At 42.1% G+C, this 21,158-nt stretch carries 25 protein-coding genes and 1 pseudogene; 7 read left to right on the top strand and 19 right to left on the bottom strand.

What is annotated here, in order from left to right; all coding sequences use genetic code 11:
• Positions 1-113: 113 nt before the first annotated feature.
• From LH47_RS00880 to hemE, 5 genes are all read right to left on the bottom strand, one after another.
• Positions 114-2,423 carry a YhgE/Pip domain-containing protein gene (locus LH47_RS00880; RefSeq protein ID WP_084221221.1) on the bottom strand — a complete coding sequence of 770 codons (2,310 nt, stop codon included), beginning with the start codon at positions 2,421-2,423 and terminating at the stop codon, positions 114-116.
• 73 nt (positions 2,424-2,496) lie between these two features.
• A complete protein-coding gene (locus LH47_RS00885) occupies positions 2,497-3,066 on the bottom strand; it encodes a TetR/AcrR family transcriptional regulator (protein ID WP_043963876.1) in 570 nt (189 codons plus the stop codon).
• A gap of 100 nt (positions 3,067-3,166) precedes the next feature.
• Entirely contained in the window at positions 3,167-4,585 is a 1,419-nt protein-coding gene (gene hemY / locus LH47_RS00890) for a protoporphyrinogen oxidase (protein WP_043963878.1), read from the bottom strand.
• Complete coding sequence (gene hemH, locus LH47_RS00895; RefSeq protein WP_043963880.1) at positions 4,582-5,529, bottom strand: ferrochelatase; 948 nt, start codon at positions 5,527-5,529, stop codon at positions 4,582-4,584. Before hemH ends, hemY begins: the two co-directional genes overlap by 4 nt.
• 7 nt (positions 5,530-5,536) lie before the next feature.
• Positions 5,537-6,586, bottom strand: a complete 1,050-nt coding sequence (hemE, locus tag LH47_RS00900; RefSeq protein WP_152619586.1) for a uroporphyrinogen decarboxylase — start codon at positions 6,584-6,586, stop codon at positions 5,537-5,539.
• A gap of 180 nt (positions 6,587-6,766) precedes the next feature.
• On the opposite strand from hemE, the gene LH47_RS00905 reads away from it, so the two are divergent.
• Positions 6,767-7,273 carry an antibiotic biosynthesis monooxygenase family protein gene (locus tag LH47_RS00905; RefSeq protein ID WP_043963926.1) on the top strand — a complete coding sequence of 169 codons (507 nt, stop codon included), beginning with the start codon at positions 6,767-6,769 and terminating at the stop codon, positions 7,271-7,273.
• Positions 7,274-7,287: 14 nt separating this feature from the next.
• On the opposite strand, the gene LH47_RS00910 is transcribed toward LH47_RS00905, so the two are convergent.
• Entirely contained in the window at positions 7,288-7,656 is a 369-nt protein-coding gene (locus LH47_RS00910; protein WP_043963882.1) for a rhodanese-like domain-containing protein, read from the bottom strand.
• A 95-nt stretch (positions 7,657-7,751) separates the two neighbouring features.
• Between LH47_RS00910 and LH47_RS00915 the strand changes: the two genes are divergently transcribed.
• The gene (locus tag LH47_RS00915) at positions 7,752-8,942 is read left to right on the top strand and encodes a M20 family metallopeptidase (RefSeq protein WP_043963884.1); all 1,191 of its coding nucleotides are present in this window, start codon (positions 7,752-7,754) and stop codon (positions 8,940-8,942) included.
• Here LH47_RS00915 and LH47_RS00920 read toward each other — a convergent pair.
• Positions 8,939-10,123, bottom strand: a complete 1,185-nt coding sequence (locus LH47_RS00920) for an ABC transporter permease (protein ID WP_043963886.1) — start codon at positions 10,121-10,123, stop codon at positions 8,939-8,941. The genes LH47_RS00915 and LH47_RS00920 overlap by 4 nt on opposite strands.
• Positions 10,116-10,859, bottom strand: a complete 744-nt coding sequence (locus LH47_RS00925) for an ABC transporter ATP-binding protein (RefSeq protein ID WP_043963887.1) — start codon at positions 10,857-10,859, stop codon at positions 10,116-10,118. Before LH47_RS00925 ends, LH47_RS00920 begins: the two co-directional genes overlap by 8 nt.
• 410 nt (positions 10,860-11,269) lie before the next feature.
• Here LH47_RS00925 and LH47_RS00930 point away from each other — a divergent pair, with 410 nt between their 5' ends.
• On the top strand, positions 11,270-11,689 hold the full coding sequence (locus tag LH47_RS00930; RefSeq protein ID WP_043963928.1) for an HIT family protein: 420 nt from the start codon (positions 11,270-11,272) through the stop codon (positions 11,687-11,689).
• A 45-nt stretch (positions 11,690-11,734) separates the two neighbouring features.
• Here the strand turns inward: LH47_RS00930 and LH47_RS00935 are convergent, their stop codons facing one another.
• Positions 11,735-12,568, bottom strand: coding sequence for a peptidylprolyl isomerase (locus LH47_RS00935; protein ID WP_043963889.1), 834 nt, complete (start codon positions 12,566-12,568; stop codon positions 11,735-11,737).
• 165 nt (positions 12,569-12,733) lie between these two features.
• Between LH47_RS00935 and LH47_RS00940 the strand changes: the two genes are divergently transcribed.
• Positions 12,734-12,826: a YjcZ family sporulation protein gene (locus LH47_RS00940; RefSeq protein WP_009362001.1), complete on the top strand. Its 93-nt coding sequence runs from the start codon at positions 12,734-12,736 to the stop codon at positions 12,824-12,826.
• Between the two features lie 35 nt (positions 12,827-12,861).
• Here the strand turns inward: LH47_RS00940 and LH47_RS00945 are convergent, their stop codons facing one another.
• Entirely contained in the window at positions 12,862-13,041 is a 180-nt protein-coding gene (locus LH47_RS00945) for a hypothetical protein (RefSeq protein ID WP_043963892.1), read from the bottom strand.
• Between the two features lie 140 nt (positions 13,042-13,181).
• Here LH47_RS00945 and LH47_RS00950 point away from each other — a divergent pair, with 140 nt between their 5' ends.
• Complete coding sequence (locus LH47_RS00950) at positions 13,182-13,523, top strand: YhaI family protein (protein ID WP_043963894.1); 342 nt, start codon at positions 13,182-13,184, stop codon at positions 13,521-13,523.
• Here LH47_RS00950 and LH47_RS00955 read toward each other — a convergent pair.
• The gene (locus LH47_RS00955; RefSeq protein ID WP_200890836.1) at positions 13,503-14,102 is read right to left on the bottom strand and encodes an HTH-type transcriptional regulator Hpr; all 600 of its coding nucleotides are present in this window, start codon (positions 14,100-14,102) and stop codon (positions 13,503-13,505) included. The genes LH47_RS00950 and LH47_RS00955 overlap by 21 nt on opposite strands.
• Positions 14,103-14,236: 134 nt before the next feature.
• On the opposite strand from LH47_RS00955, the gene LH47_RS00960 reads away from it, so the two are divergent.
• A complete protein-coding gene (locus LH47_RS00960; protein ID WP_042534583.1) occupies positions 14,237-14,419 on the top strand; it encodes a hypothetical protein in 183 nt (60 codons plus the stop codon).
• A 46-nt stretch (positions 14,420-14,465) separates the two neighbouring features.
• Here the strand turns inward: LH47_RS00960 and LH47_RS00965 are convergent, their stop codons facing one another.
• From LH47_RS00965 to LH47_RS00975, 3 genes are all read right to left on the bottom strand, one after another.
• A complete protein-coding gene (locus LH47_RS00965) occupies positions 14,466-14,987 on the bottom strand; it encodes a tryptophan transporter (protein WP_043963899.1) in 522 nt (173 codons plus the stop codon).
• 98 nt (positions 14,988-15,085) lie between these two features.
• Positions 15,086-16,162 carry a 3-phosphoserine/phosphohydroxythreonine transaminase gene (gene serC / locus LH47_RS00970; RefSeq protein ID WP_043963901.1) on the bottom strand — a complete coding sequence of 359 codons (1,077 nt, stop codon included), beginning with the start codon at positions 16,160-16,162 and terminating at the stop codon, positions 15,086-15,088.
• A 103-nt stretch (positions 16,163-16,265) separates the two neighbouring features.
• Positions 16,266-16,433: a sporulation YhaL family protein gene (locus LH47_RS00975; RefSeq protein ID WP_043963903.1), complete on the bottom strand. Its 168-nt coding sequence runs from the start codon at positions 16,431-16,433 to the stop codon at positions 16,266-16,268.
• A gap of 121 nt (positions 16,434-16,554) precedes the next feature.
• Between LH47_RS00975 and LH47_RS00980 the strand changes: the two genes are divergently transcribed.
• Entirely contained in the window at positions 16,555-16,740 is a 186-nt protein-coding gene (locus LH47_RS00980) for a YhzD family protein (protein WP_026011563.1), read from the top strand.
• A 19-nt stretch (positions 16,741-16,759) separates the two neighbouring features.
• Here LH47_RS00980 and LH47_RS00985 read toward each other — a convergent pair whose 3' ends face one another.
• The 5 genes and pseudogenes from LH47_RS00985 to LH47_RS14965 all read right to left on the bottom strand — a co-directional run.
• Positions 16,760-18,259 (bottom strand): coproporphyrinogen III oxidase, encoded by a 1,500-nt coding sequence (locus LH47_RS00985; RefSeq protein ID WP_043963930.1) that lies wholly within the window; start codon positions 18,257-18,259, stop codon positions 16,760-16,762.
• 69 nt (positions 18,260-18,328) lie between these two features.
• Positions 18,329-19,189 carry a Cof-type HAD-IIB family hydrolase gene (locus LH47_RS00990; RefSeq protein WP_084221222.1) on the bottom strand — a complete coding sequence of 287 codons (861 nt, stop codon included), beginning with the start codon at positions 19,187-19,189 and terminating at the stop codon, positions 18,329-18,331.
• Between the two features lie 71 nt (positions 19,190-19,260).
• Entirely contained in the window at positions 19,261-19,605 is a 345-nt protein-coding gene (locus LH47_RS00995) for a YlbF family regulator (protein WP_043963909.1), read from the bottom strand.
• A gap of 63 nt (positions 19,606-19,668) precedes the next feature.
• Positions 19,669-20,778, bottom strand: a complete 1,110-nt coding sequence (locus LH47_RS01000) for a DUF445 domain-containing protein (protein WP_043963911.1) — start codon at positions 20,776-20,778, stop codon at positions 19,669-19,671.
• A gap of 235 nt (positions 20,779-21,013) precedes the next feature.
• Positions 21,014-21,158, bottom strand: a pseudogene (locus tag LH47_RS14965) (UPF0236 family protein); the annotation flags it as partial.

Below are 21,158 nucleotides of genomic sequence, written 5' to 3' on the forward strand. Positions count from 1 at the left end.
CGAAAAGAAACAAATGAAATCGTTTTCATATTCATATTATACTCACATCACCTTGTATATGCAAGTTAATTTTTTAAAAATTTTTTTCATTATAAAAAAACTTCTGAAGCGTCTTACGCCTCAGAAGCTTGTTCAACAATTGTTGTAAACTGTCGGCGATGTTGAATTGTAAAATATGTCATCGTTCCAGCCATCATGACGACGATAAACATAAGCAGTTTACCGACGTTTTCCCACATAAACGAGAAATCGCCGCTTGAAATGACCGCTTTTAATCCGAAAACAGAATATGTCATTGGAAGCCATGCGTTAAATAGTTGCAATGAACGTGGAATTAACTCAAGCGGAAACGTTCCAGCGCTTGTTGTTAATTGTAAAATTAATATAACAATACCAACAAATCGTCCAGGATCTCCAAAAACTGTAACGAGAAATTGAATGACAGATAAAAAAGCAATGCTTGTCACAATGCTAAAGATGATAAATAACGAAACACTTTTCACGTGCAAATTGAGTCCGAAAAGCAATACGCTATCAGCAAAGAGCGCTTGTAAAATACCAACGCCGATGAGTACGCCAAATTTTGCAAAAAACCAACTAAATGGCGAGCGCGGTGCTTCGGCTGGTTCGCGAAGCGGGAAGACGATCGAAAGTAAAAGTGCACCAACAAATAATCCTAACGATAAGAAATATGGTGTAAATCCTGTTCCGTAGTTTGGCACTTCATTTATTTTTTCATTTTTTACTTTCACCGGTTCAGCAAACATGTTGTATACGTCTTCGTTTGCCTTTACATCGCTTGCATTTTCGGCACCTTCTTTTAATTTATCCGCTAGTTCCTTTGAGCCATCTTTCAATTGATTTATACCATCTTGCAATTCCCCTGTTCCGCTCGTTAATTCATTCATTCCGCTTGCCAGCTGTTGTGAACCGTCTGCCAATAGATGCGCACCATCTTGAAGTTGATCGGCACCATCTGCAAGAACTCGCAAACCAGAGACGAGCGTTTGGCCGCCACCAGCGAGCTTTGCTGTTCCTTGCTCCGCTTCTTTCATTTTTTCATACAACGTATTCATGCCTAAAACAAGCTTTTCTTGTCCGTTCGCTAGCGCATTTGCACCATCTGCCAACTGTTGTTGTCCGGCAAGCAGTTCGTTTACGCCGTGGTCAAGGGCGATATGTCCTTCATGTAACTGCTTCGCTCCATCACTTAACGATGTTGCCCCTGTTTGTAACGCTTTAGCACCGTCGTTTAACTGTGCCATTCCGTTTTCCACTTGTTTGTTTCCTAATGATAGTTGCACAATATTTTGCTTTAATTGCTCATATACCGCTTTTTGCGCTGGATCTGACGTTTGCGCAATAAGAGCATCGAGTTGGACAGCTAACTGCTCTAATCCGCTTGTCACTTGAGTGGCACCCGTTTGAACTTCCGTAGCTCCTTGTTGCCACTCGGCAAGCGATGTCGCTAGCTGTTCTGCTCCCCCGCTCAATTGCTCCGAACCTTGTAACAGTTGCGGCATGCGTTCATCGAGTGTTTTCATTCCTGCAAGGACACGATTGGCTCCTGAAGCAAGTGTCGCCGTTCCTTCTGTTGCTTGTTGAGCCCCAGCAACAAGCTGCCCTTGTCCTTCTATCATTCGCTTCATTCCGTCATGAAGCGTTTGAACGCCTGTTTGCACTTGCATTGAACCGTCAGCTGCTTGATGCAATCCGTCAGTAAATGTAATTGATTTTTCTGCAAGTGCCGCTAAATGGCGATACAATTCGTTTGAGCCATCTTGCGCTTCTTTCATGCCATCGTACAGTTTATTTGTTCCTTCTTCTGCATCAACGAGTCCATCATGTAACTTTTCTGCCCCATCGCTCGCTTTTGTTAACCCATCTGCCAACGTTTTTACGCTCTCTAACATGTTTTCTGCGTACGTTTCAGTTAATGTTTTTGCTACTTCCGTTTTTATTTTTTCAACCGCCGTTGCACCGATTTGGGCAGATAAAAAGTTAAATCCTTCATTTGGTTTGTAAATGAGTTGCAGTTTTTTCGGGTGATCATCTTGTAACGTTGTCGCATGTTGTGAAAAATGTTCAGGAATTTCAATGAGCATATAATATCGTTGTTCTTTTAACCCTTTTTCCCCTTCTTGTTCACTTACAAAATGCCAATGAAACTCCTTGTTTTCTCTCAACTTTTCAACAAGATCGTCACCAATATGAAGCTCTTTTCCTTCAAATGTCGCACCTTTGTCATGATTAACAACAGCGACAGGCAAATCATCTAAATGATCATACGGATCCCAAAACGCCCATAAAAACATGCCGCTATATAGAAGAGGAATAAACAATACAGCGATGACCGGAATGAGCACTTTCCGATTGGACGTGACCGCTTTTATTTCTTTCATCAGTAATCGAAATGTATGCACATACGTACCCCCTTTTTTAAAATATTGACCAACTTGTTCATTTAGTCATTCGTTTCAAAAAAGAGAAGGATCATCACGGAGATAATCCTTTTAACAAATACAAATGAAACAGCTCGGCAATTTTTTGTTGTGATAACGGCTCGTGCTCCTTTTCCCATTCGACGTTTAAAGCAATATACATTTTAAACATTAAAAACGCCGTTAGCTCTGAATCGCACGAACGAATTTCACCTTTTGCCATCGCCTCTTCAATTTTTCCGCGAACGTAGGCGATCATTTCACGATCAAGCCTCTTCATCACATCACGTACAGCTGGCGTGCCGATATCACGAACTTCTTGTAAAAGCTTTATCGTCAGTTCGTGCTCTTTGCGAAACGTAAAAATACGCTGCAAAGCACGTTGTACGTTTTCGTTAAACGATAAGCTTTGATCAATCGCTGCATCCGCCTCACACTTAATTTCAGAAATGATGGAAGAAACGATCTCTTCAAGCAGCTCTTCTTTGCTTTTAAAAAACGTATAAATCGTTCCTTTTCCAACGTTCGCCATTTTCGCTACTTGGTCCATCGTCGTCGCTTTATATCCAAAAAGCGAAAACGACTTCGCTGCTGCTTCAATAATTTGTTTTCTTTTTTCTGACATAGGCGTTCATCCTTTATTTTGACTAAATGAACATTTTGGTCATTTCGTTTTATATCGTAACATAAACAACATACGCGTGCAACAAAAAAGGTGGCTTATTTTAAGAAGACACCTTTTCCTTCGTGTAACATAAATAGTGTAACACTTTTTTTACTGCTTCTTCTCCTTGGTCAATACAATCGGGAAGTCCGAGACCTTCATATGAACTCCCTGCTAAAAAGATGCCCGGAAGATGTTGTTGCATATTTTGTTTGACGCGCTCGATTCGCTCACGATGACCGACAGTATATTGCGGCATCGATTGTTTCCAACGCGTCACGATCGAAAACATCGGTTTCATCGTTATGTTCATCACTTTATTTAAATCGTCCATCACCACTTGGACAATATCATCATCTGTTTGTTCAACGATTGCTTCATCTCCAGGGCGCCCGACATAACAACGCAACAACACGTAGCCTTCTGGTGTCGTATGCGGCCATTTTTTATGCGTCCACGTACACGCCGTAATCGTATAGTCGCTATCTCGTGAAACGACAAATCCTGTTCCGTTCATATCCTTTGCTACCGCCTCTTTTGGAAAGGCTAACGCGACCGTTGCGACAGATGTAGATGGCATCGTTTCAAAAGAAGAAAACATCGGTTCGTTCGGAAAAAGCGATGTTAACGATTGATGTGGAACCGCAACGATGACGCTATCCGCTTCTTTTTTCTCTCCGTTGCTTAACGTTAACACATATCGGTCATCTACCTTTTCAATGTGCTCAACACGTTTCCCTTTATGCACGGTCCCTTTTTCGAGCTTTTGCTCTATGGCATCAACGAGCGAGGACAATCCTGTTTTTAGCGTTTGGAAAATGCCTTTATCGCTCTTTTGTTTCGTTTTTTGCTTTGGCATCGATCGTTTCATGCCTAGCACGAGGCTTCCGTGCTTTTGTTCTAAATGAAAATATTGAGGGAATGTCGCCATTAAGCTTAACTGATCGATATCCCCCGCATAAATGCCCGATAGTAAAGGCTCGATTAACCGATCGACAACTTCATTGCCGAGACGACGACGGAAAAACTGACCGAGCGATACATCTCCTTCTGTTTTTAACGGCGGCAACACAAAGTCAGCAGCAGCACGAATCTTGCCAAACGGAGAAAAAAGACGCGTCACAACAAACGGGGCAAGTTTTGTCGGGATCCCCATCACCGCCCCGCCCGGAATCGGATGTAGCGTTCGATTCACGAGAATGTACGATTGCCCGGCCGTGTTATGCACAAGCTCTTTTTCAAGCCCGACTTCGTGAATAAGACGTGAAGCGCTCATTTTTCGTGCTAAAAAAGAGTCTGGACCGCGTTCAATAACAAACCCGTCGCGATACACTGTTTGCACTTTTCCTCCAAGCCGATGGCTCGCTTCAATTAATTCACACGAAATCGGTATGTTATTTTCTCGCGCTTCTTTTTGCAAGTAATACGCAGCCGTCAATCCCGTTATTCCACCGCCAATAATGACGACTTTCTTTTTCATAACAACCAGCCTTCTTTACGTAAATGGTTTAAAACAACGGTTGCAAGGGCGTCAATAAACTGTGGATGCGCATTTGGCATCGGTGGACGATAGTAACTTACCCGTAATTCGTCCGTGACTTGCTTACATTCAATGTCGTTATCATATAATACTTCTAAATGATCTGCGACAAACCCAGCTGGCACATATACAAACGCCTCGTATTTCTTTTCTTCGTATAATTGTCTCGTTAAATCTTGCACATCAGGGCCTAACCACGGCTCTGGCGTATTCCCTGCACTTTGCCATCCGATCACATATTCGGAAACACCTGCTTCTTTCGCAATCAAATCTGCTGTTTCTTGCAGCTGTGTCGGATACGGGTCTCCCATCGCAATAATTTTTTCAGGCAAGCTATGCGCTGACACAATTAATACCGCTTTGTTTCGCTCTCGTTCAGACATCGTTGCATACGCTTCTTTTACTCGATCTGCCCAATATTGAATAAATTTTGGCTCAGTATACCAGCTTTCCACACACGTCAATGTCGGCCCACCTAAACGAGCCGCTTCTTCTTTCGCTCGTCCGTTGTACGATTTGACGCTGAACGTCGAAAAATGTGGGGCTAATACGATCGAAACCGCTTCTCTTATGCCGTCTTCGTGCATTTGCCGAACAGCATCTTCAACGAACGGTTCAATATGCTTCAACCCTAAGTATACGCGAAATTCAACGTCATCTTGCACTTCATTCAGCCGTTCAGCAAGCTTTTCCGCCTGTTGTTTCGTAATGGCCGCAAGCGGAGAAATCCCACCAATCGCTTCATAGCGTTCTCGAAGATCGGCCAACATTTCTTCTGACGGTTTCCGACCGTGTCGAATATGCGTATAATATCGCTCTAAATCTTCCTCTTTGTATGGCGTACCATACGCCATGACAAGTAGTCCCATTACTTTTTTTGACATCGTTCATTCATCCTTTTCTTTTTGCTGAATATTCATGGATAAACGCTGTGAGCTGTTTCAACGTCTCTGGCTGAATTTGTGGGAAAATGCCATGCCCTAAATTAAATACGTACCCACCTTCATGCGCCATTCCTTCATCTAAAATTTGTTTCACGCGCGCTTCAATGACTTCCCATGGTGCAAGCAATACGGCTGGATCTAAGTTGCCTTGTAGCGCTTTCGTTAGTCCCATGTCTTTCGCTTCACGAATTGGCAAACGCCAATCTAAACCGACGACGTCAAGCGGCAAGTCATGCCATTCTTTCGCTAAATGGCTTGCACCGACACCGAACATAATGAGCGGCACGTTTTCATCGCGAAGCGCTGTAAAAATACGCTCCATCGTCGGTTTAATAAATTGACGATAATCCGCAACGTTTACCGCTCCGACCCATGAATCGAAAATTTGAATCGCACTTGCTCCTGCTCGAATTTGCGCTTTAACGTAACGAATCGTCATATCTGCTAGCTTATCCATAAGTGCAAACCATGCTTTCGGTTCTGCATACATAAACGCTTTCGTCTTATTATAGTTTTTCGAAGGACCACCTTCAATCATGTAACTCGCTAATGTAAACGGCGCACCGGCAAAACCGATCAGCGGCACAGTAAGTTGCTCTTTCGTTAATATTCGAATCGTTTCAAGGACGTACGGTACATCACTTTCTGGGTCGATCTCACCGAGACGTTCGACATCGGCAAGAGAGCGAATTGGATTCGCAATGACCGGCCCAATTCCTGCTTTAATATCAACGTCAACCCCGATGGCTGGAAGCGGTGACATAATATCTTTGTAAAGAATCGCCGCATCGACGTTATATTGTTCGACAGGCAAACGTGTCACGTACGCACATAGCTCCGGTTGATGAGTAATTTCAAAAAGGGAATATTTTTCTTTCAAAGCCCGATATTCTGGTTGTGAACGTCCTGCTTGTCTCATATACCAAACTGGAACGTATTCTGTCACTTCTCCGCGACAAGCGCGTAAAAATGTATCGTTTTTAATCATCATGTCCATCCTTTCACATTATGTCATCTTTTATATTATAGTGTAGCGAAATAACTAATTTGTTTCCACTAACACAACTATACCGATTTTTTCACCGTCTGGGTAGTAATAATACGCAACGTTCATGAAATCGCCAAGAAGAAAAGAAAGTGGTAAAATATGAGCAACGAATGAAAGGAGAGGATGTTCGTGTACGTATTTATGACGAATGGTACGATCGACTATTTACAACGATTGCGCAGTCAATATCCGAGTGAGCAGATGTTGCTTGTATGCGATGAGGAAAACGGAATGCTCATTCATGAGACGGAAGGAAAAAGCGTCTTTCATGAGCCGCGTCCATATGAAGTGCTTGATGCTGTTGGAACATTTGGAGGAACGTTTGTCGTGTGTAATAACATTCCGGTCACTGACGAAGGGAGACCGCTATTTGAACATCGGTTTCAACAGCGGGCGCGCTTAATCGAACAAGAACCTGGATTTGTCGCCATTCGCGTCTTACGCCCTTTAAAAAGCGACACGTACGTCATTATGACGATGTGGGAAAGCGAAAGTGCCTTTCGTCGTTGGCAACAATCAAAAGCATACGAAAAAGCGCATCAAAAACGCGGCACAGAAGAAGGAATAGATCAACAACGGTCCATTTTCCCGCGTCCATCCTATGTGACAACATATACCGTTGTAAAAGAAGGCTGACATCTCGTCAGCCTTTAGTCGTTCCAAGCGTTCATGCCTCCGCGCACATTGACGACGCGCTTAAAACCATTTTTCACTAATATTTTTGCCGCTTGATTGCTGCGCATGCCGCTTTGGCAAATGACGATCGTTTCTTTTTCACGATCAAGTTCGTTCAATTTGGCGGATAGCTCATGAAGCGGAATGTTTTTAAACTGACGAATGTTGCGCGCGCGATATTCTGCTGGTGTGCGCACATCGATGAATTGACGATTTTTCGTTTCTTTTAGTTTGCTTTTTAACTCATCTGGCGTGATATGTTCGACACCTTTTGTCGGCAACATTTTCGTCGCAACAAAGTAAATTAGTAAAATAATGAAAACAACATTTACCCATGTACTCATATCGTTTCCTCCTAAATACGCATATGGGTATATTACATTGTTTTCGGACGTTTGTCAACGATGGTATAATGGAAAAAACAGAAAGGACGGTGCATATGAAAACATTGTTATTTACTAAACTTGACGAATATTACGACGAAATGGTAGCGATTCGTCGCCATTTTCATCAACATCCTGAGCTATCGTTTCAAGAGTATAGAACAGCCGCGTATATTGCGAATTACTATAAACAACTCGGCATTCCTGTTCGAACAAATGTCGGAGGAAATGGAGCAGTCGCCACCATTCATGGCCAACAAGGCGGAAAAACGGTGGCACTTCGGGCAGACTTCGATGCTCTCCCTATTCAAGATGAAAAAGATGTCCCTTACAAATCGACCGTTCCGGGTGTTATGCACGCATGTGGACACGATGGGCATACGGCGACGTTACTTGTTCTTGCTAAAGTGCTTTATGAATTGCGCGAGCATTGGAGCGGCACGATCGTGTGCATTCATCAACACGCAGAGGAATACGCACCAGGCGGGGCAAAAGCGATGATTGAAGACGGTTGTTTAGAAGGAGTAGACGCCATTTTCGGCACACATTTATGGGCAACAGAGCCAACAGGTATCATTCAATATCGTACAGGACCGATCATGGCAGCTGCCGACCGCTTTCAAATCGTCATTCAAGGTTCTGGCGGTCACGGGGCGGAACCTCACAAAACGAAAGATGCGATCGTTACCGCATCACAGCTTGTCCTTCATTTACAGCAAATCGTCAGCCGACGCGTCGATCCGCTTGAACCTGCTGTTGTTTCGATCGGCTCTTTCGTTTCCGACAACGCATTTAACGTGATCGCTGATCGCGCAACATTAGTCGGGACGGTGCGCACATTTTCTGAACAAGTGCGCAATGACATTGAAAGAGAAATTGAACAAATTGTCAAAGGAACTTGCCTTGCCAACGGTTGTACGTACGAATACACGTATACGCGCGGCTATCCTCCTGTTGTGAATCATGAAGAAGAAACGAAATTTCTCGTCGCTACCGCTCGCGAAATAGAAGATGTGACCGATGTCGTTGAAATTCAGCCACATATGGGCGGGGAAGACTTCGCTTATTATTTACAACATGTAAAAGGAACGTTTTTCTTTACAGGCGCAAAAGCCGAAACAACAACGATCGCCTATCCGCACCATCATCCGAAATTTGATTTTGATGAACGTGCGATGCTTATTGCAGCAAAAACGCTTGGTCTTACAGCGATCAACTATATGAAAAAAGACGAGAAGCAGTTTTAGTCCGCTTCTCGTTTTTTTCCTACATAAAACATTACCGCAACATAACAGACGAAAACAATAAAAAACGTCCATAACATAACAAAAACACCGTGAGCGATATATGCAACCATCGCGAAAATAAGCGCTTGGCTCATCGCAATAGCAAGTAACACGCGCATGAACGAACGATGCGCCTCAGCAGGCGACAACGGATAAAGAAACAACAGCGGATGACCTCGGTGATACGAACGGATGGAAAGCAGTTGAATAGCTGTGGCATAAGCACACAAAAGAGCGAACCACTCCACACCGCGAGGCAACGTAAAAATAAAGAAGCTGCCGATCGCTGTTAAGCGAACGAACAAGCCGAAATAGTCGCCCGCACGAAAAAATGTGCGTACGTACAAATACGTATACGGTCGCATATGCGAACGTTCAAGTAAACGGAAAAATAACCGAAGCCACGTTTGTTTTTTGACTGTATGTTTGATGTATGGAACATCGACAAACGCATGTGCGAGCCGATAAAATGTTTGCATTCGCTTTCGTTCATCCGCAAGCAACTGCCCCCATTGGATTGCGTTCTCTTTTCCTTTTCGCTCCACATAAAGCGCAATGATAACCATAAACAATAAAGGGACAAGCATCCATACATATTGTTTCAATAATAAAAAATAAAACAACGTCACATTTACTAAAAAGCGAACGAATGTGTGAAAACGATCCCGTCCAATTCGCGACTCCTCTTGCCATTGAACGAACATATTCCACCCTGTTAATAATACAATTGCCATCACGACAACTGAAAGTGGCTGCTTTGAAAACTTCACGTGAAGGGGCAAAAGAACGACGAACACGATGAGCGAAACATACAAATGAAGAAAAAAGCTATATCTTGCCGCGCGCCAAAAATAAGGACGAAGCCGTCTTTCTACCGGAAGAAGAAACACCGCATCCGCTTCTTTGACAAGCGTTCGCACCCCGCCTTGCGTCACCGCAAAAGCGATCAGAAGCGAGCCAACGATCGCGTAAGGAAACGACGTCAGTTCATCGACTGCTCGCTTATAAAATACCGCACCCGCCCCAATACAAATAAATAAGACGAGCAATAAATGGTCGTTAAACATATATCGACCGTACCGTCGCACTTCCGCCATGTGAGCGGTCATTCGCTGTTTCCATAACTGTTTTCCATCAATCATCGTTCGTCTCTTCCTTCGTTAATTCGATATATATATCATCTAACGTCGCATGAGGCATATGTAGCTGTTCTTGAAGCGTTGGCAATGATCCTGTTGCTTTTACTTGTCCGTTATGCAAAATGACGAATGAATCACAATATCGCTCTGCCGTCGCTAAAATGTGCGTTGACATGAGAATGCCTGCCCCTTCTTTTTTTCTTTCCTCAATAAGCTGAAGCAACGCTTGAATGGCGAGCGGATCTAACCCAACAAACGGCTCATCAATGATATAAAGCGGCACGTCTACTAAAAAAGCGCATATAATCATCACTTTTTGCTTCATCCCTTTTGAAAAAAACGCAGGGAACGCACTTAATTTTTTCTCAAGCCGAAACGCCTTCAGCAATTTTGACACGCGCTGTTTATACGCTTCATCCGATACGCCATAAGCCATGGCAGTAAGGCGTAAATGTTCTTCTAACGTTAATTCTTCGTATAAAGCAGGCATTTCGGGAATGTATGTAAATTGCGCCCGATATCGTTCCGGGTCGTCTTGAAACGTCATGCCGTTGATCGTAATCGTTCCTTTGCGCGGTTGCATCAATCCGATCATATGTTTAATCGTCGTGCTTTTTCCTGCCCCATTTAACCCGATTAACGCAACGACTTCCCCTTTTTGTACAGTAAACGATACGTCATCTAAAATGTTTTGCTTCGTATAGCCCCCGAATATGTGTTGAACTTGTAATAGCGCCATCGTCGCTTTCCTTTCTTCATATCATTTCATTATTTTTTATTTTAACAAATGAATAACGAAAAGAAAAACGGGTTATGATAAGTAGCGAAGAGGGGCAAACAAGTAGCAAGTCGCAGTGAGCAACAAAGCAAGTTCAAGAACATGATGAAATGAGGTGTCTACGGGCCGCACATAAGCTAGCCTGTAACAACGAAAACAATCCCTTAAAAAGGGGATGGTCATCTTGAACAACGTCGTACTCACAAACGCGTAACGGACTCTACTCGTAAATGAGGTGTTCCCAAAAGACACGTAATCATGAAGCTCCCTCTTCAATGGGCAGGATGCGATGCGCATCCTGCTCTTTCCGTTTTCGAAACGACAATCGTGTGGTAAAATAAAGACAAAATGGAAAGAAAGGTGGCGTTATGATGAGCGACTGTATTTTTTGTAAAATTATAAACGGAGACATTCCTGCCGCAAAAGTATTTGAAAATGAACATGTCATCGCCTTTTTAGACATTAGTCAAGTGACGAAAGGACATACGCTCGTTGTGCCGAAAGTACATAAAGAAAATGTTTATGAGTTAACTTCAGACATTGCCCAACGTGTATTTGAGGTCGTTCCGACAATTGCCAATGCGATTCGTGAACAGTTTTCCCCAGAAGGCATCAACATTTTAAGCAACAACGGAGAAATTGCGGGACAAACCGTTTTCCATTATCATATGCACATCATTCCGCGATATGGTAAAGGGGACGGGTTTGGAGCGATATGGAAATCACACCAAAGCGACTATACGTTTGATGAATTAAAAGACATCGCCTCACAAATTAAACAAGCTCTATAAAAAAGAAGGTGTCCTCAATGGGCACCTTCTTTCGTTCCAACCGTTTTATTCGCTTTTTAATGCGTCTTTTAACGATTTGTCTTTAATGTCGACATTCGCTTCCTTCATAAGCTCATCTAACTTCGATTGCACTTTAGATGCATCGAGTTTGCTCTTTTTCACTTCATATTCGATGTCTTCTTTCATTTCATCAAACGACTTTTTCTCTTCTTTATCTGTTACTTTAATGATATGGTAGCCAAATTGCGTTTTTACTGGGTCGCTTACTTCACCGACGTTTAACGCATAAGCTGCTTTTTCAAATTCTTCGACCATTTTACCAGGTCCAAACCAACCTAAATCGCCACCGTTTTGAGCAGAACCTGTATCTTTCGAATATTCTTTTGCTAATTTTGCAAAGTCTTCGCCTCTTTCTAATTTCGCTTTCATTTCTTTTGCTGTTTTTTCATCATCTACTAAAATGTGGCTTGCTTTCACTTTCGGCTTATATTCATTGTAATATTTTTTCAGTTCTTCATCTGACACTTTTATGTCTTCCATCGCGGCTTTTTGTCGCAACAAATCAAGTTTTACCATGTTGCGAATCGCTTCTTCTCCATTTTGTTGCACCGCTAAATCATATTGAACGCCGTACATCTCTTTTAAATTTTCAATTTCCTTATCGATTTCTTTATCCGTTACTTTAAATTTTTTGCTTAACACTTTCTCATGTACAAGATCGCGCAACACATCTTTCCCGAAACGCTCCTTCATTTCGTTATATAGCTCGTCTTTTGTAATGTTACCTGCCTTCGTTTCGACGACAACATCTGATCCGTTATTACAAGCCGAAAGCGCAAGCACGGCTGCTGCCGACATTGCAACTGTCCATTTTTTCATTTCCTCACAACTCCTATCTATAAATATACACAAAACATACTATACCATATTTTTTCCGAAAGCTAAAATAAAGCAAGGATGCGCCCATACCTTTTTGCTTCTTTTGACATACAATACATTGTCAAAGCGTCGCAACGCCTTCATATGCGAAAGGAGGTGTCGTTTATGGGTGCAGGAGTAGGATATGCAAACGGATTTGCGTTAATCGTTGTGTTGTTTATTTTATTAATTATCGTTGGTGCAGCTTGGTTATACTAAACGAATGAAAGCTGACAGGGACACTGTCAGCTTTTTTACGCAAATAATACTTCGATGTAGGAAGAAATAAGTAAGATCGTAATAAGGACGTTAATTGTGCGAAACACTTTCGGTTGTTTTTCTTCTGGAATTTCCTTTTGAATACAAAGTGAATTCGTGAGCTGATTGATGATGAAAAGCACAATTGTCGCAAGGGGTATAAAATAAAGCACCAAAACATTCCCCTCCTAGTTTTATGTATTACTCCCCTACTTTACAACGATTTTTTTGATAAATCAATAACAGACATTTCATTTATGCAACAATTCCTGTAAAATAATACACACAAGTACGCAAAAAAAAGGAGTTTCAAAAGATGAGCATCGAACAACGCATGGAAAAACTCGAATATTATTGTTCGCTCATGTTGGACATGATCGCACCAGAAACGAAGCCGTTTTATGCGCTCATCATCCGTCATGGATTAACGAAAGAAGAAGTTGAACGTACATTGCGACTTTGTGAACAATTAAGTGAACAATATAAACAACAAAAAGAGGAAGGATTCGTCATTTTCACCTCGCTTTTTCACGAATTTGCGAGTGCGCTTCATCCGAACCTTCCACTTGCTGAGACGATCGAAGCGTTAAAAAAACAACAATTATTCGTTCCGCTTATGACAGAGTTTCAACGTTTATTACATACGTTCAACGAATGAAGCTACTTCTTCTTTTTGCTCATCTTTCTTTTTTAACTTTCCATTTTCCTCAACAAACTCTTGGTCGATGTTTTGAAAGGAACGTTCAAAAATTTCCATAAAATCGTCCCCATACACATTTCGAATCATACACATCATTTCTAACATTTCTGGAAATTTACCGTACAATTCGTACAGCGGCTGAATTCCTTGAAGAACGGACGTCCGTTTCGGATCATACGATTCCATTAATTTTAATAAAATATCTTCCCCTTTTTCCGTCAGCTCAATGTACGTATTTCGCTTATCGTCTTCTTTTTTCGAAAACGACAACAAACCGCGCTCCTCTAACTTTTTTGAAAAGTTAAATGCCGTTGATACGTGCATCACACCAAACTTTGCGATTTCAGAAATCGATGCCCCTTTTAAATGGTATGCGATCCATAAAATATGATGTTCGTTAATGTTTAAGTCAAATGGTTTAATCCATTGTTGCCAATCTTTTTCGATTGATTTCCACAATGCTTTGCTTAATTGGGCAACCCTTTGACTAAATAACATCGCCTCTTTAACAGAATAATGTCGTTCCGTGCTTTTCATCTCTCCACCCACTTTTTCATATTTCTTTCTTTTTATCTTTTATTATGCCAGTAAAACAATAAATAATAAAGTATTAAATATTAGAATTTTTTAATAAATTAAAATATAGACTTTTCGAACTAGGAGGAACAAACATGGTCATCGCGACGGCGACGCTTGGGTTCATCTTTTTGTATTTGACGATTGCCACATTTTCTATGTTGAATAAAGCGCGCATGTATCCCCCGAAAAAAGTGTTAAAGCAGCGCATGAGTGTATTCGGAAGCCTTGCTCTCTTTTTTATTGCTATGACTTTTTTACTCTTGCGCATGCAGTAGGAACGATATAAGGAAAACCCGACCATAAACGATCGGGTTCTTTTTATTATTGTTGCGGAACGGTATATGTTCGTCTCATCAGCGATTGTACGATCGGATAAATGACGACCATCGCAATCGTATTGACAAACGCTGTTGGAATGACGACAGCAACGAACAACCCGCTAAACGTCGCTCCTCCTGGCAAACCGACAACCGCTAAAGCAACAGCCAAGAACGTCGCACCAGAAATAAACGTACCGATAGCAGTCAGCAATGCCGCTTTCACTGGCGTTGCTTTCGTCTTAAACAGCATCAACAATCCAAAAAAGAGTGTAGCCGTCACCACTTTGTCAACAACGTTCGGGATAAATCCTCCCGGGAAGCTTGTCGTAATCCCCGAAATGATCCCCGTCGCAATAGCTAATAAACTAACAGCCGTTTTGTTTGGGAAGAGCATAATGCCTAAAAACATCATCGTGAGCATCATATCCGGCTTCATTCCAAAGAAGAACCCCGGAATGACTGCGTGCAACACCGCACCAATCCCAACAAAAAGCGATAATAATACTAACGTTCTCGTATTCATTTCTCATCTCTCCTCATCTCATTCTTTTCTCTTCTAAGCTTGTAAACAAGTTTAACAATATTATAGCACTTTAAAGTGACGACGTAAAATAAAAATTTTCAAAAAATATTTTTTCGGAACGTGTCCATAAACTGCACTAACGCTTCGCACGCTTCGATGTCAACCGCATTATAAATCGATGCGCGACATCCACCGACAGACCGATGACCAGCTAATCCAATTAACCCTTTTTCTTTCGCTTCGGCTAAAAACTTCTTTGTAAGTTCCTCATTCGGCAACGTAAACGTTACATTCATATGCGAACGGCTTTCTTTTTTTGCATGCCCTTTGTAAAATCCTTCACTTTCATCAATACAACGATATAATATCGCGGCTTTTTCCGCATTTTTCTTTTCGATCGCTTGCACGCCACCTTGTTCATCTACCCATTCAAGCACGAGCGATAACATATAAATCGCAAACGTCGGTGGCGTATTATATAACGAACGGCTTTCGCTATACGTTCGATAGTTTAACATCGTCGGCAAACGATCGTCCCCTTTCGCCAACAAATCTTTCCGAATAATGACGACCGTCACGCCTGAAGGTCCTAAATTTTTTTGCGCTCCTGCATAAATGAGCGCAAAACGGCTCACATCAATATCACGGCTTAAAATATCGCTTGACATATCGGCAATTAAATCAACGGACACGTTCGGAAATTCACGCCATTGCGTTCCTACAATCGTATTGTTTGACGTAATGTGCAAATACGCAGGACGCTCGGACAGTTCGATATTTGTTGGAATGTATGTATATTGTTCCTCCTTCGACGAAGCTGCTACGTGCGTCGCCCCTACTTTTTTTGCCTCTTTCATCGCTTTATCCGACCATGAGTCCGTCAACACATAGTTGCCGACTTCCCCTTCCTTCAACAAGTTCATCGGCACCATAGAAAATTGTAAACTTGCTCCCCCTTGTAAAAAAAGCACATCATGCGTATCAGGAATGTTCATCAACTTGCGCAGCAACATTTCTGCGCGCTCATGCACCGCATCATATTCTTTGCTTCGATGGCTCAGTTCCATCACGGACATGCCTGTTTGTTGAAAGTTGAGCAATTCTTTTTGTGCTCGCTCTAATACTGCTAGCGGCAAAGCAGACGGTCCTGCATTAAAATTGTACGCTCGCTTCACACTTTTCTCCCCCTCATGTCATGTAATAATATATATCCTAACACGAAACGCAAAAAAATGAAGAAAAATTTTTGTGAATTTTTAAAAAAGAAAAAAGACCTTGTTATTCCAAGGCCTTTTGTCGCTGCTGACGCGCTTGACGAATGCGCTCCATATACACTTCTCCTTCTTTCTCTAGCAACATTTCATCTATTTTTCGCTCTTCTCTCGCCGTGCGAATGGCCATATATCCGCTAATTATAATCCCAGCAAGAAGCAATGTAATAAGCATACATATCCCCCTTTAAGCTTGTCTTACTTTACACATATGCGAACAATCGGAAAAATAGACGTATAAAAGAAGGAAATGATTACGAAGGAGCGAATACATGCAAAGGAAAGGGGTGGAGAAATTGAAAACATATACGTTAACCGTTTTTGAAAAGACAGGAGAAAAACTGCTTGATGAAACATTTACTGCCGCCAACGATGACGAAGCAAAACGAATTGGCGAACAAAAATTAAAAGAAAAACAGTTAGAACATAAAACGCATCGTTGCACAACATCAAGCGGTAAACTTATTTTATTTCATCGATAAAGCCCCGATCATGTCGGGGCTAAAATAATTGTTCCATCATTTTCAATTTTTCGTTCGTATAATGTTCATAATGTTCGTTATACACTTTCGGTTCTTTCGGATTCGCAAAATGCGTAATCGCTTTTGTTTCCGGGTGGACGAATTTGCTCGATGCGCCACATCCTAATCCGATAATCGACTGTTGTTCTTCCATAATCATAATGTTATAAATACTTTCTTGACCAGGCAAAGCATAACCGACGTTTTCTAAATTGCCGAGAATGTTTTTCTGGCGATATAAATAATACGGTACATATCCTTTTTCCTTCGTCCATCGTTCCGCGCGCTTCATCATTTCACTAATTTCATCACGATCTGCGACTTTATACTTTTCTTTATTTTTCGTCATTTCTGAAGCGCGCTTAAACGACAGCGTATGCACCGTCAACGATTCCGGCATCAATTTTTCTGTTTGTTCGAGCGTATAATGAAATTGCTCAACGCCTTCCCCTGGCAAACCGATAATTAAATCCATATTAATATTGTTCATGCCTGCTTCACGAGCAAGATGAAATTTCTCAATCGTCTCTTCAACCGTATGATGACGACCGATCGCTCGCAACGTTTCTTGAATGTATGATTGCGGATTAATGCTAATGCGGTCGATGTTCCATTTTTTCAGCACCGCTAGCTTCTCCGATGTGATCGTATCTGGTCTTCCTGCTTCAACTGTAATTTCACGCACGCGCTCGATGTTTGGAAAAACGCGATACATATGCGCATATAGCGCATCCATCTCCTCAGCTGTAATGCTTGTCGGTGTGCCGCCACCGTAATAAATCGTCGTAATTGGAATGTTACGCTCTTTCAGAAACCGTCCAATTTGTTCCATTTCATAATGCAATCCGAATAAAAACGAATCGACAGACCCTTGTTTTCCTTGAATCGCATAGGCTGGGAACGTACAATACGCACATTTCGTTGGACAAAACGGAATACCGATATAAATGCTCACTTCTTTCGATAAATCGTATAAATCCGGCACAACCGTCAACTGACGATCAACAATGTGTTGCATAAGCTCAATTTTCTCGTCCGTCACTAAATAATCTTCACGCAATGTGCGATGCGCTTCTTCTTTCGTGAAACCGGAACGTAATTTTTGATGAAGTAACTTTACCGGACGAACACCTGTTAAAATCCCCCACTGTTGCACAACGCCTGTGTATTGCTGCAATAGTGATAAATATATATGCGAAACCGCATGTTTTACTTGCTTCATGCGTCCTTTTTCTTCTTCTGTTTTCCAAAACCGTTCGTAATGAGCCGTATGCGTGCGACTATGTTCATCTTGCAACGTACCAACAACGACGAGCTGTTCTCCTTGTTGCACATGAATCGTCACACGCACATTCGCTTCTTCTGTTCGTGCGAAGGAGAGCGTTTGCTCTTCAAAAAATAAACCGGTAATAACCTCTAAAGAACGTTGAAAACGATCAACCGGCTCAAGCCCACAAATGTCAATACGCAATGAAATCACCTTTCGCTTCAAAGTATTAAACTCATTTAAGTGTACAGAAGAAGCGAAAAGCTCGTCAAGAAACGGAAATCATTTTTTCTCTGTCGTGCGAATTTGCCGTAAAAATTGTGGGCGATGTTGTTTTCGAAAATGTTCTTTAATCATATAAGCAACACCTAGTTGCTCGTTTGAGCGCGTCACCCAATCAGCAACCGCTTTTACTTCATTTGGCGCATTCCCCATCGCAACGCCAAGACCAGCCGCTTCAATGGCTGGCATATCATCCATATGATCGCCGATCACAACCATTTCTTTTAACGAAATACCGAGTTCGTTTCCGAGACGAATGAGCCCGTTTAGTTTTGAAACGTTTTTTGGCAACAATTCGATTTTCCCGTCGCTCATGGTGAGGGAGATCTCTGGAAACGCACGTTCCATCGTTTCGACGATTTCATCACATTCGTCTTCGTTTGAATAAAAGACGTCAATTTTCATGACATCAATCGGATCATTGCGCAGCACATCACTTAATGAATCAACAAATTGCGCTGGGTAAAAAAACGGATCCCCTAAAATCGTTCTCGCGATCATATTGTTTTTTACTTTTTTTCGATTCCCGATCGAATACCGTTCATGAAGTAAACGAACGTTGCAATTGAAATGCTCAAGCACATGCACAATATCAAACGTTTTTTGTGCTGGAATGACCGACTCATATAACTTTTCTTCTAATGACTTCGCAACGAGCGCCCCTTGAAATGTCACTAAATACGAATCTAATTTCAACGCTTTCGCCACTTTTTTGGCCGACAAAAAGTTTCTTGACGTCAACAACGTAACATATACGTCTTTTTTCTTCACAAAATCGATCGCTTCTTTCGTTTTTTTCTCTAATTTTCCGTTTGATTTTAATAACGTACCGTCAATATTGAGCGCAAGCAATTTATACATGATCGTCCCCCCTTGATGTCATGGCTTCATTCATACGTATGACAAGGGTATAAAAAAAAGAACACCCATTTTCATGAGTGTCCGTCATATAGCTGTTCAATTGGTTGAATCATCGCAGCCATCGCTTGAGCAAACAATTCGTTTAAACGTTCCTCTGCCTGAATAAGCCGCGCGATATTTTCGTTCATTTCAATGACGTGCAAATGTTGTTGCAACAATTCGACATCTGCATCGCTGACCGGAAATCCGCTCATTTGTTTTTGTTGAAGCTGTTTTTGCAACGTGCGAAATTTCGCAAATAATTGATGTGCTGTCGGGTCGCGTTGCACTTGCTCATAAGCGCGACGAAGCTCGGCAAACGGTTCACTCATACGAATCGCTGTCGAAAGTTCGTGAATAGTTTGAAGGACGTCCATGCGACACGCTCCTCTCCTTTTTCCCTCTCTTTTTACGATATGAGTGAAGCCGTCGCTGTATGTCTACTGTTGAATGAAAAACGTAATGCAACCTTGAATGAGTCCGATGACTCCACCTAACAAAGCTCCTAAATACGTAATCATTTTAAACTCCCGGCGCGAAATTGTTAAAATCATTTCCTCTAGTCGTTCCACAGAAAACGATGCCACTTCTTCCCGAACGATGTCTTGCAAATGAAGACGCTTCATCCATTTTTCAATTCGCTCAGAAGTGAATTGTAAAAGAAAACGAACGAATATCGGCAATGAAGCGCGCACATGAGAAGCGACAAGCGGACCGAGTGGCTGTTGAAGCGGCTCTTGCACGATCGTTGCTGTCAGTCGCTTGATCCATAACACAATTTTTTCATGGCCGATCATTTGCTCCACGTCTTGCACATGTATCGCCTTCACTTTTTCCCATTCGTTTGTAAATAGTTGCACAAGCAATTGTTTTGCCCCGTCACTTTGTAAAAATTTCACGATTTCCGGGCGAATTTTGTCCGCTAAGCTGACGTTGCCAAGGAACATTTGAATCATATTCCCAAACATGCCGCGGCTTTGTAAAAATTCATTAATCATTTGTTCAATTTGCCGCTCCCCTTGCTCACTCTCTACATACGTGCGCAAACGAAACAATAAACGATCGGCGATGGAAGGAATGGCATGATCAATTTTTTGTAATAACTCACTTGGAATCATGCGATAAAGCGGTTGTTCACTATATTGTGACATCATCGTTTTATATTTTGTTTCAATCCACATTTCAGCGATTTGCTCAGGATGCTTAACACCGAATCGCTCAAGCCAATCGGCAACCGTCCGATCCGATTGTAGCCAACGTTCGATTTCTTCTTGCACATAGTTTGTCATATCCCGAACAAACGCTTCATCGTTTAGCTTCCGACGCAGTCCGTCCGCTGTTAATAAATGTTCAACGACCATACGCCCAAGTTGTTCCGCTAATTCTTCTCTCCGCTTCGGAATCAATCCCGGTGTAAATGGGATTCTTCTTCCTGCGATATATATTGGGCGATACGGACGAAACAGCATTTTAATCGCGAGTGAATTCGTCATTCCTCCGATCAATGCGCCAACCGCAATCATAAACAATAAATAAAGAAAAAGCCCCATAATGATCTCCCTTCTGTCCATAAGCTGTTCTAACCATTCATTATAGGGCTTGTCCGTTATGAGTGCAAACGTGTGATAATTGTTGAGTCAGTCAAGACTTTGTGGAGAACATTTTTTCGGTTCACTACGGGTGTTGTCAATCACTAGTTAGCGAACCATTTTCAGGAATTGATATCGTAAGCGCTTTTGGACTCTCATCCCTCATCTTGAAGTGATGATATTGTATTCCATTTTTTTACACCCAACCAAAATCCCGAAGCGCCGACAACGCTTGATGGATCGGCGTCCCGGATGACCGCTGCAGACACGGTAGATTCTGACGCACCACATCTGCCCACAACCGTCCTGCCTTCCGTTTGGCCTGTTCAACCCGCTTGGAC

It is taken from the genome of Anoxybacillus thermarum (assembly GCF_000836725.1).
Taxonomy (GTDB): domain Bacteria; phylum Bacillota; class Bacilli; order Bacillales; family Anoxybacillaceae; genus Anoxybacillus; species Anoxybacillus thermarum.

What these genes read in the sequence shown, in the direction of transcription:
- LH47_RS00925 (WP_043963887.1), bottom strand. Translation starts at nt 10,859, where the DNA reads ATGGCGCTATTACAAGTTCAACACATATTCGGGGGCTATACGAAGCAA.
- LH47_RS00995 (WP_043963909.1), bottom strand. Translation starts at nt 19,605, where the DNA reads ATGGACGTCCTTCAAACTATTCACGAACTTTCGACAGCGATTCGTATG.
- hemH (WP_043963880.1), bottom strand. Translation starts at nt 5,529, where the DNA reads ATGTCAAAAAAAGTAATGGGACTACTTGTCATGGCGTATGGTACGCCA.
- LH47_RS01000 (WP_043963911.1), bottom strand. Translation starts at nt 20,778, where the DNA reads ATGGGGCTTTTTCTTTATTTATTGTTTATGATTGCGGTTGGCGCATTG.
- hemY (WP_043963878.1), bottom strand. Translation starts at nt 4,585, where the DNA reads ATGAAAAAGAAAGTCGTCATTATTGGCGGTGGAATAACGGGATTGACG.
- LH47_RS00935 (WP_043963889.1), bottom strand. Translation starts at nt 12,568, where the DNA reads ATGAAAAAATGGACAGTTGCAATGTCGGCAGCAGCCGTGCTTGCGCTT.
- LH47_RS00885 (WP_043963876.1), bottom strand. Translation starts at nt 3,066, where the DNA reads ATGTCAGAAAAAAGAAAACAAATTATTGAAGCAGCAGCGAAGTCGTTT.
- hemE (WP_152619586.1), bottom strand. Translation starts at nt 6,586, where the DNA reads ATGGACATGATGATTAAAAACGATACATTTTTACGCGCTTGTCGCGGA.
- LH47_RS00915 (WP_043963884.1), top strand. Translation starts at nt 7,752, where the DNA reads ATGAAAACATTGTTATTTACTAAACTTGACGAATATTACGACGAAATG.
- LH47_RS00990 (WP_084221222.1), bottom strand. Translation starts at nt 19,189, where the DNA reads ATGTATAAATTGCTTGCGCTCAATATTGACGGTACGTTATTAAAATCA.
- LH47_RS00940 (WP_009362001.1), top strand. Translation starts at nt 12,734, where the DNA reads ATGGGTGCAGGAGTAGGATATGCAAACGGATTTGCGTTAATCGTTGTG.
- LH47_RS00955 (WP_200890836.1), bottom strand. Translation starts at nt 14,102, where the DNA reads ATGAAAAGCACGGAACGACATTATTCTGTTAAAGAGGCGATGTTATTT.
- LH47_RS00930 (WP_043963928.1), top strand. Translation starts at nt 11,270, where the DNA reads ATGAGCGACTGTATTTTTTGTAAAATTATAAACGGAGACATTCCTGCC.
- LH47_RS00960 (WP_042534583.1), top strand. Translation starts at nt 14,237, where the DNA reads ATGGTCATCGCGACGGCGACGCTTGGGTTCATCTTTTTGTATTTGACG.
- LH47_RS00910 (WP_043963882.1), bottom strand. Translation starts at nt 7,656, where the DNA reads ATGAGTACATGGGTAAATGTTGTTTTCATTATTTTACTAATTTACTTT.
- LH47_RS00920 (WP_043963886.1), bottom strand. Translation starts at nt 10,123, where the DNA reads ATGATTGATGGAAAACAGTTATGGAAACAGCGAATGACCGCTCACATG.
- LH47_RS00975 (WP_043963903.1), bottom strand. Translation starts at nt 16,433, where the DNA reads ATGCTTATTACATTGCTTCTTGCTGGGATTATAATTAGCGGATATATG.
- LH47_RS00950 (WP_043963894.1), top strand. Translation starts at nt 13,182, where the DNA reads ATGAGCATCGAACAACGCATGGAAAAACTCGAATATTATTGTTCGCTC.
- LH47_RS00965 (WP_043963899.1), bottom strand. Translation starts at nt 14,987, where the DNA reads ATGAATACGAGAACGTTAGTATTATTATCGCTTTTTGTTGGGATTGGT.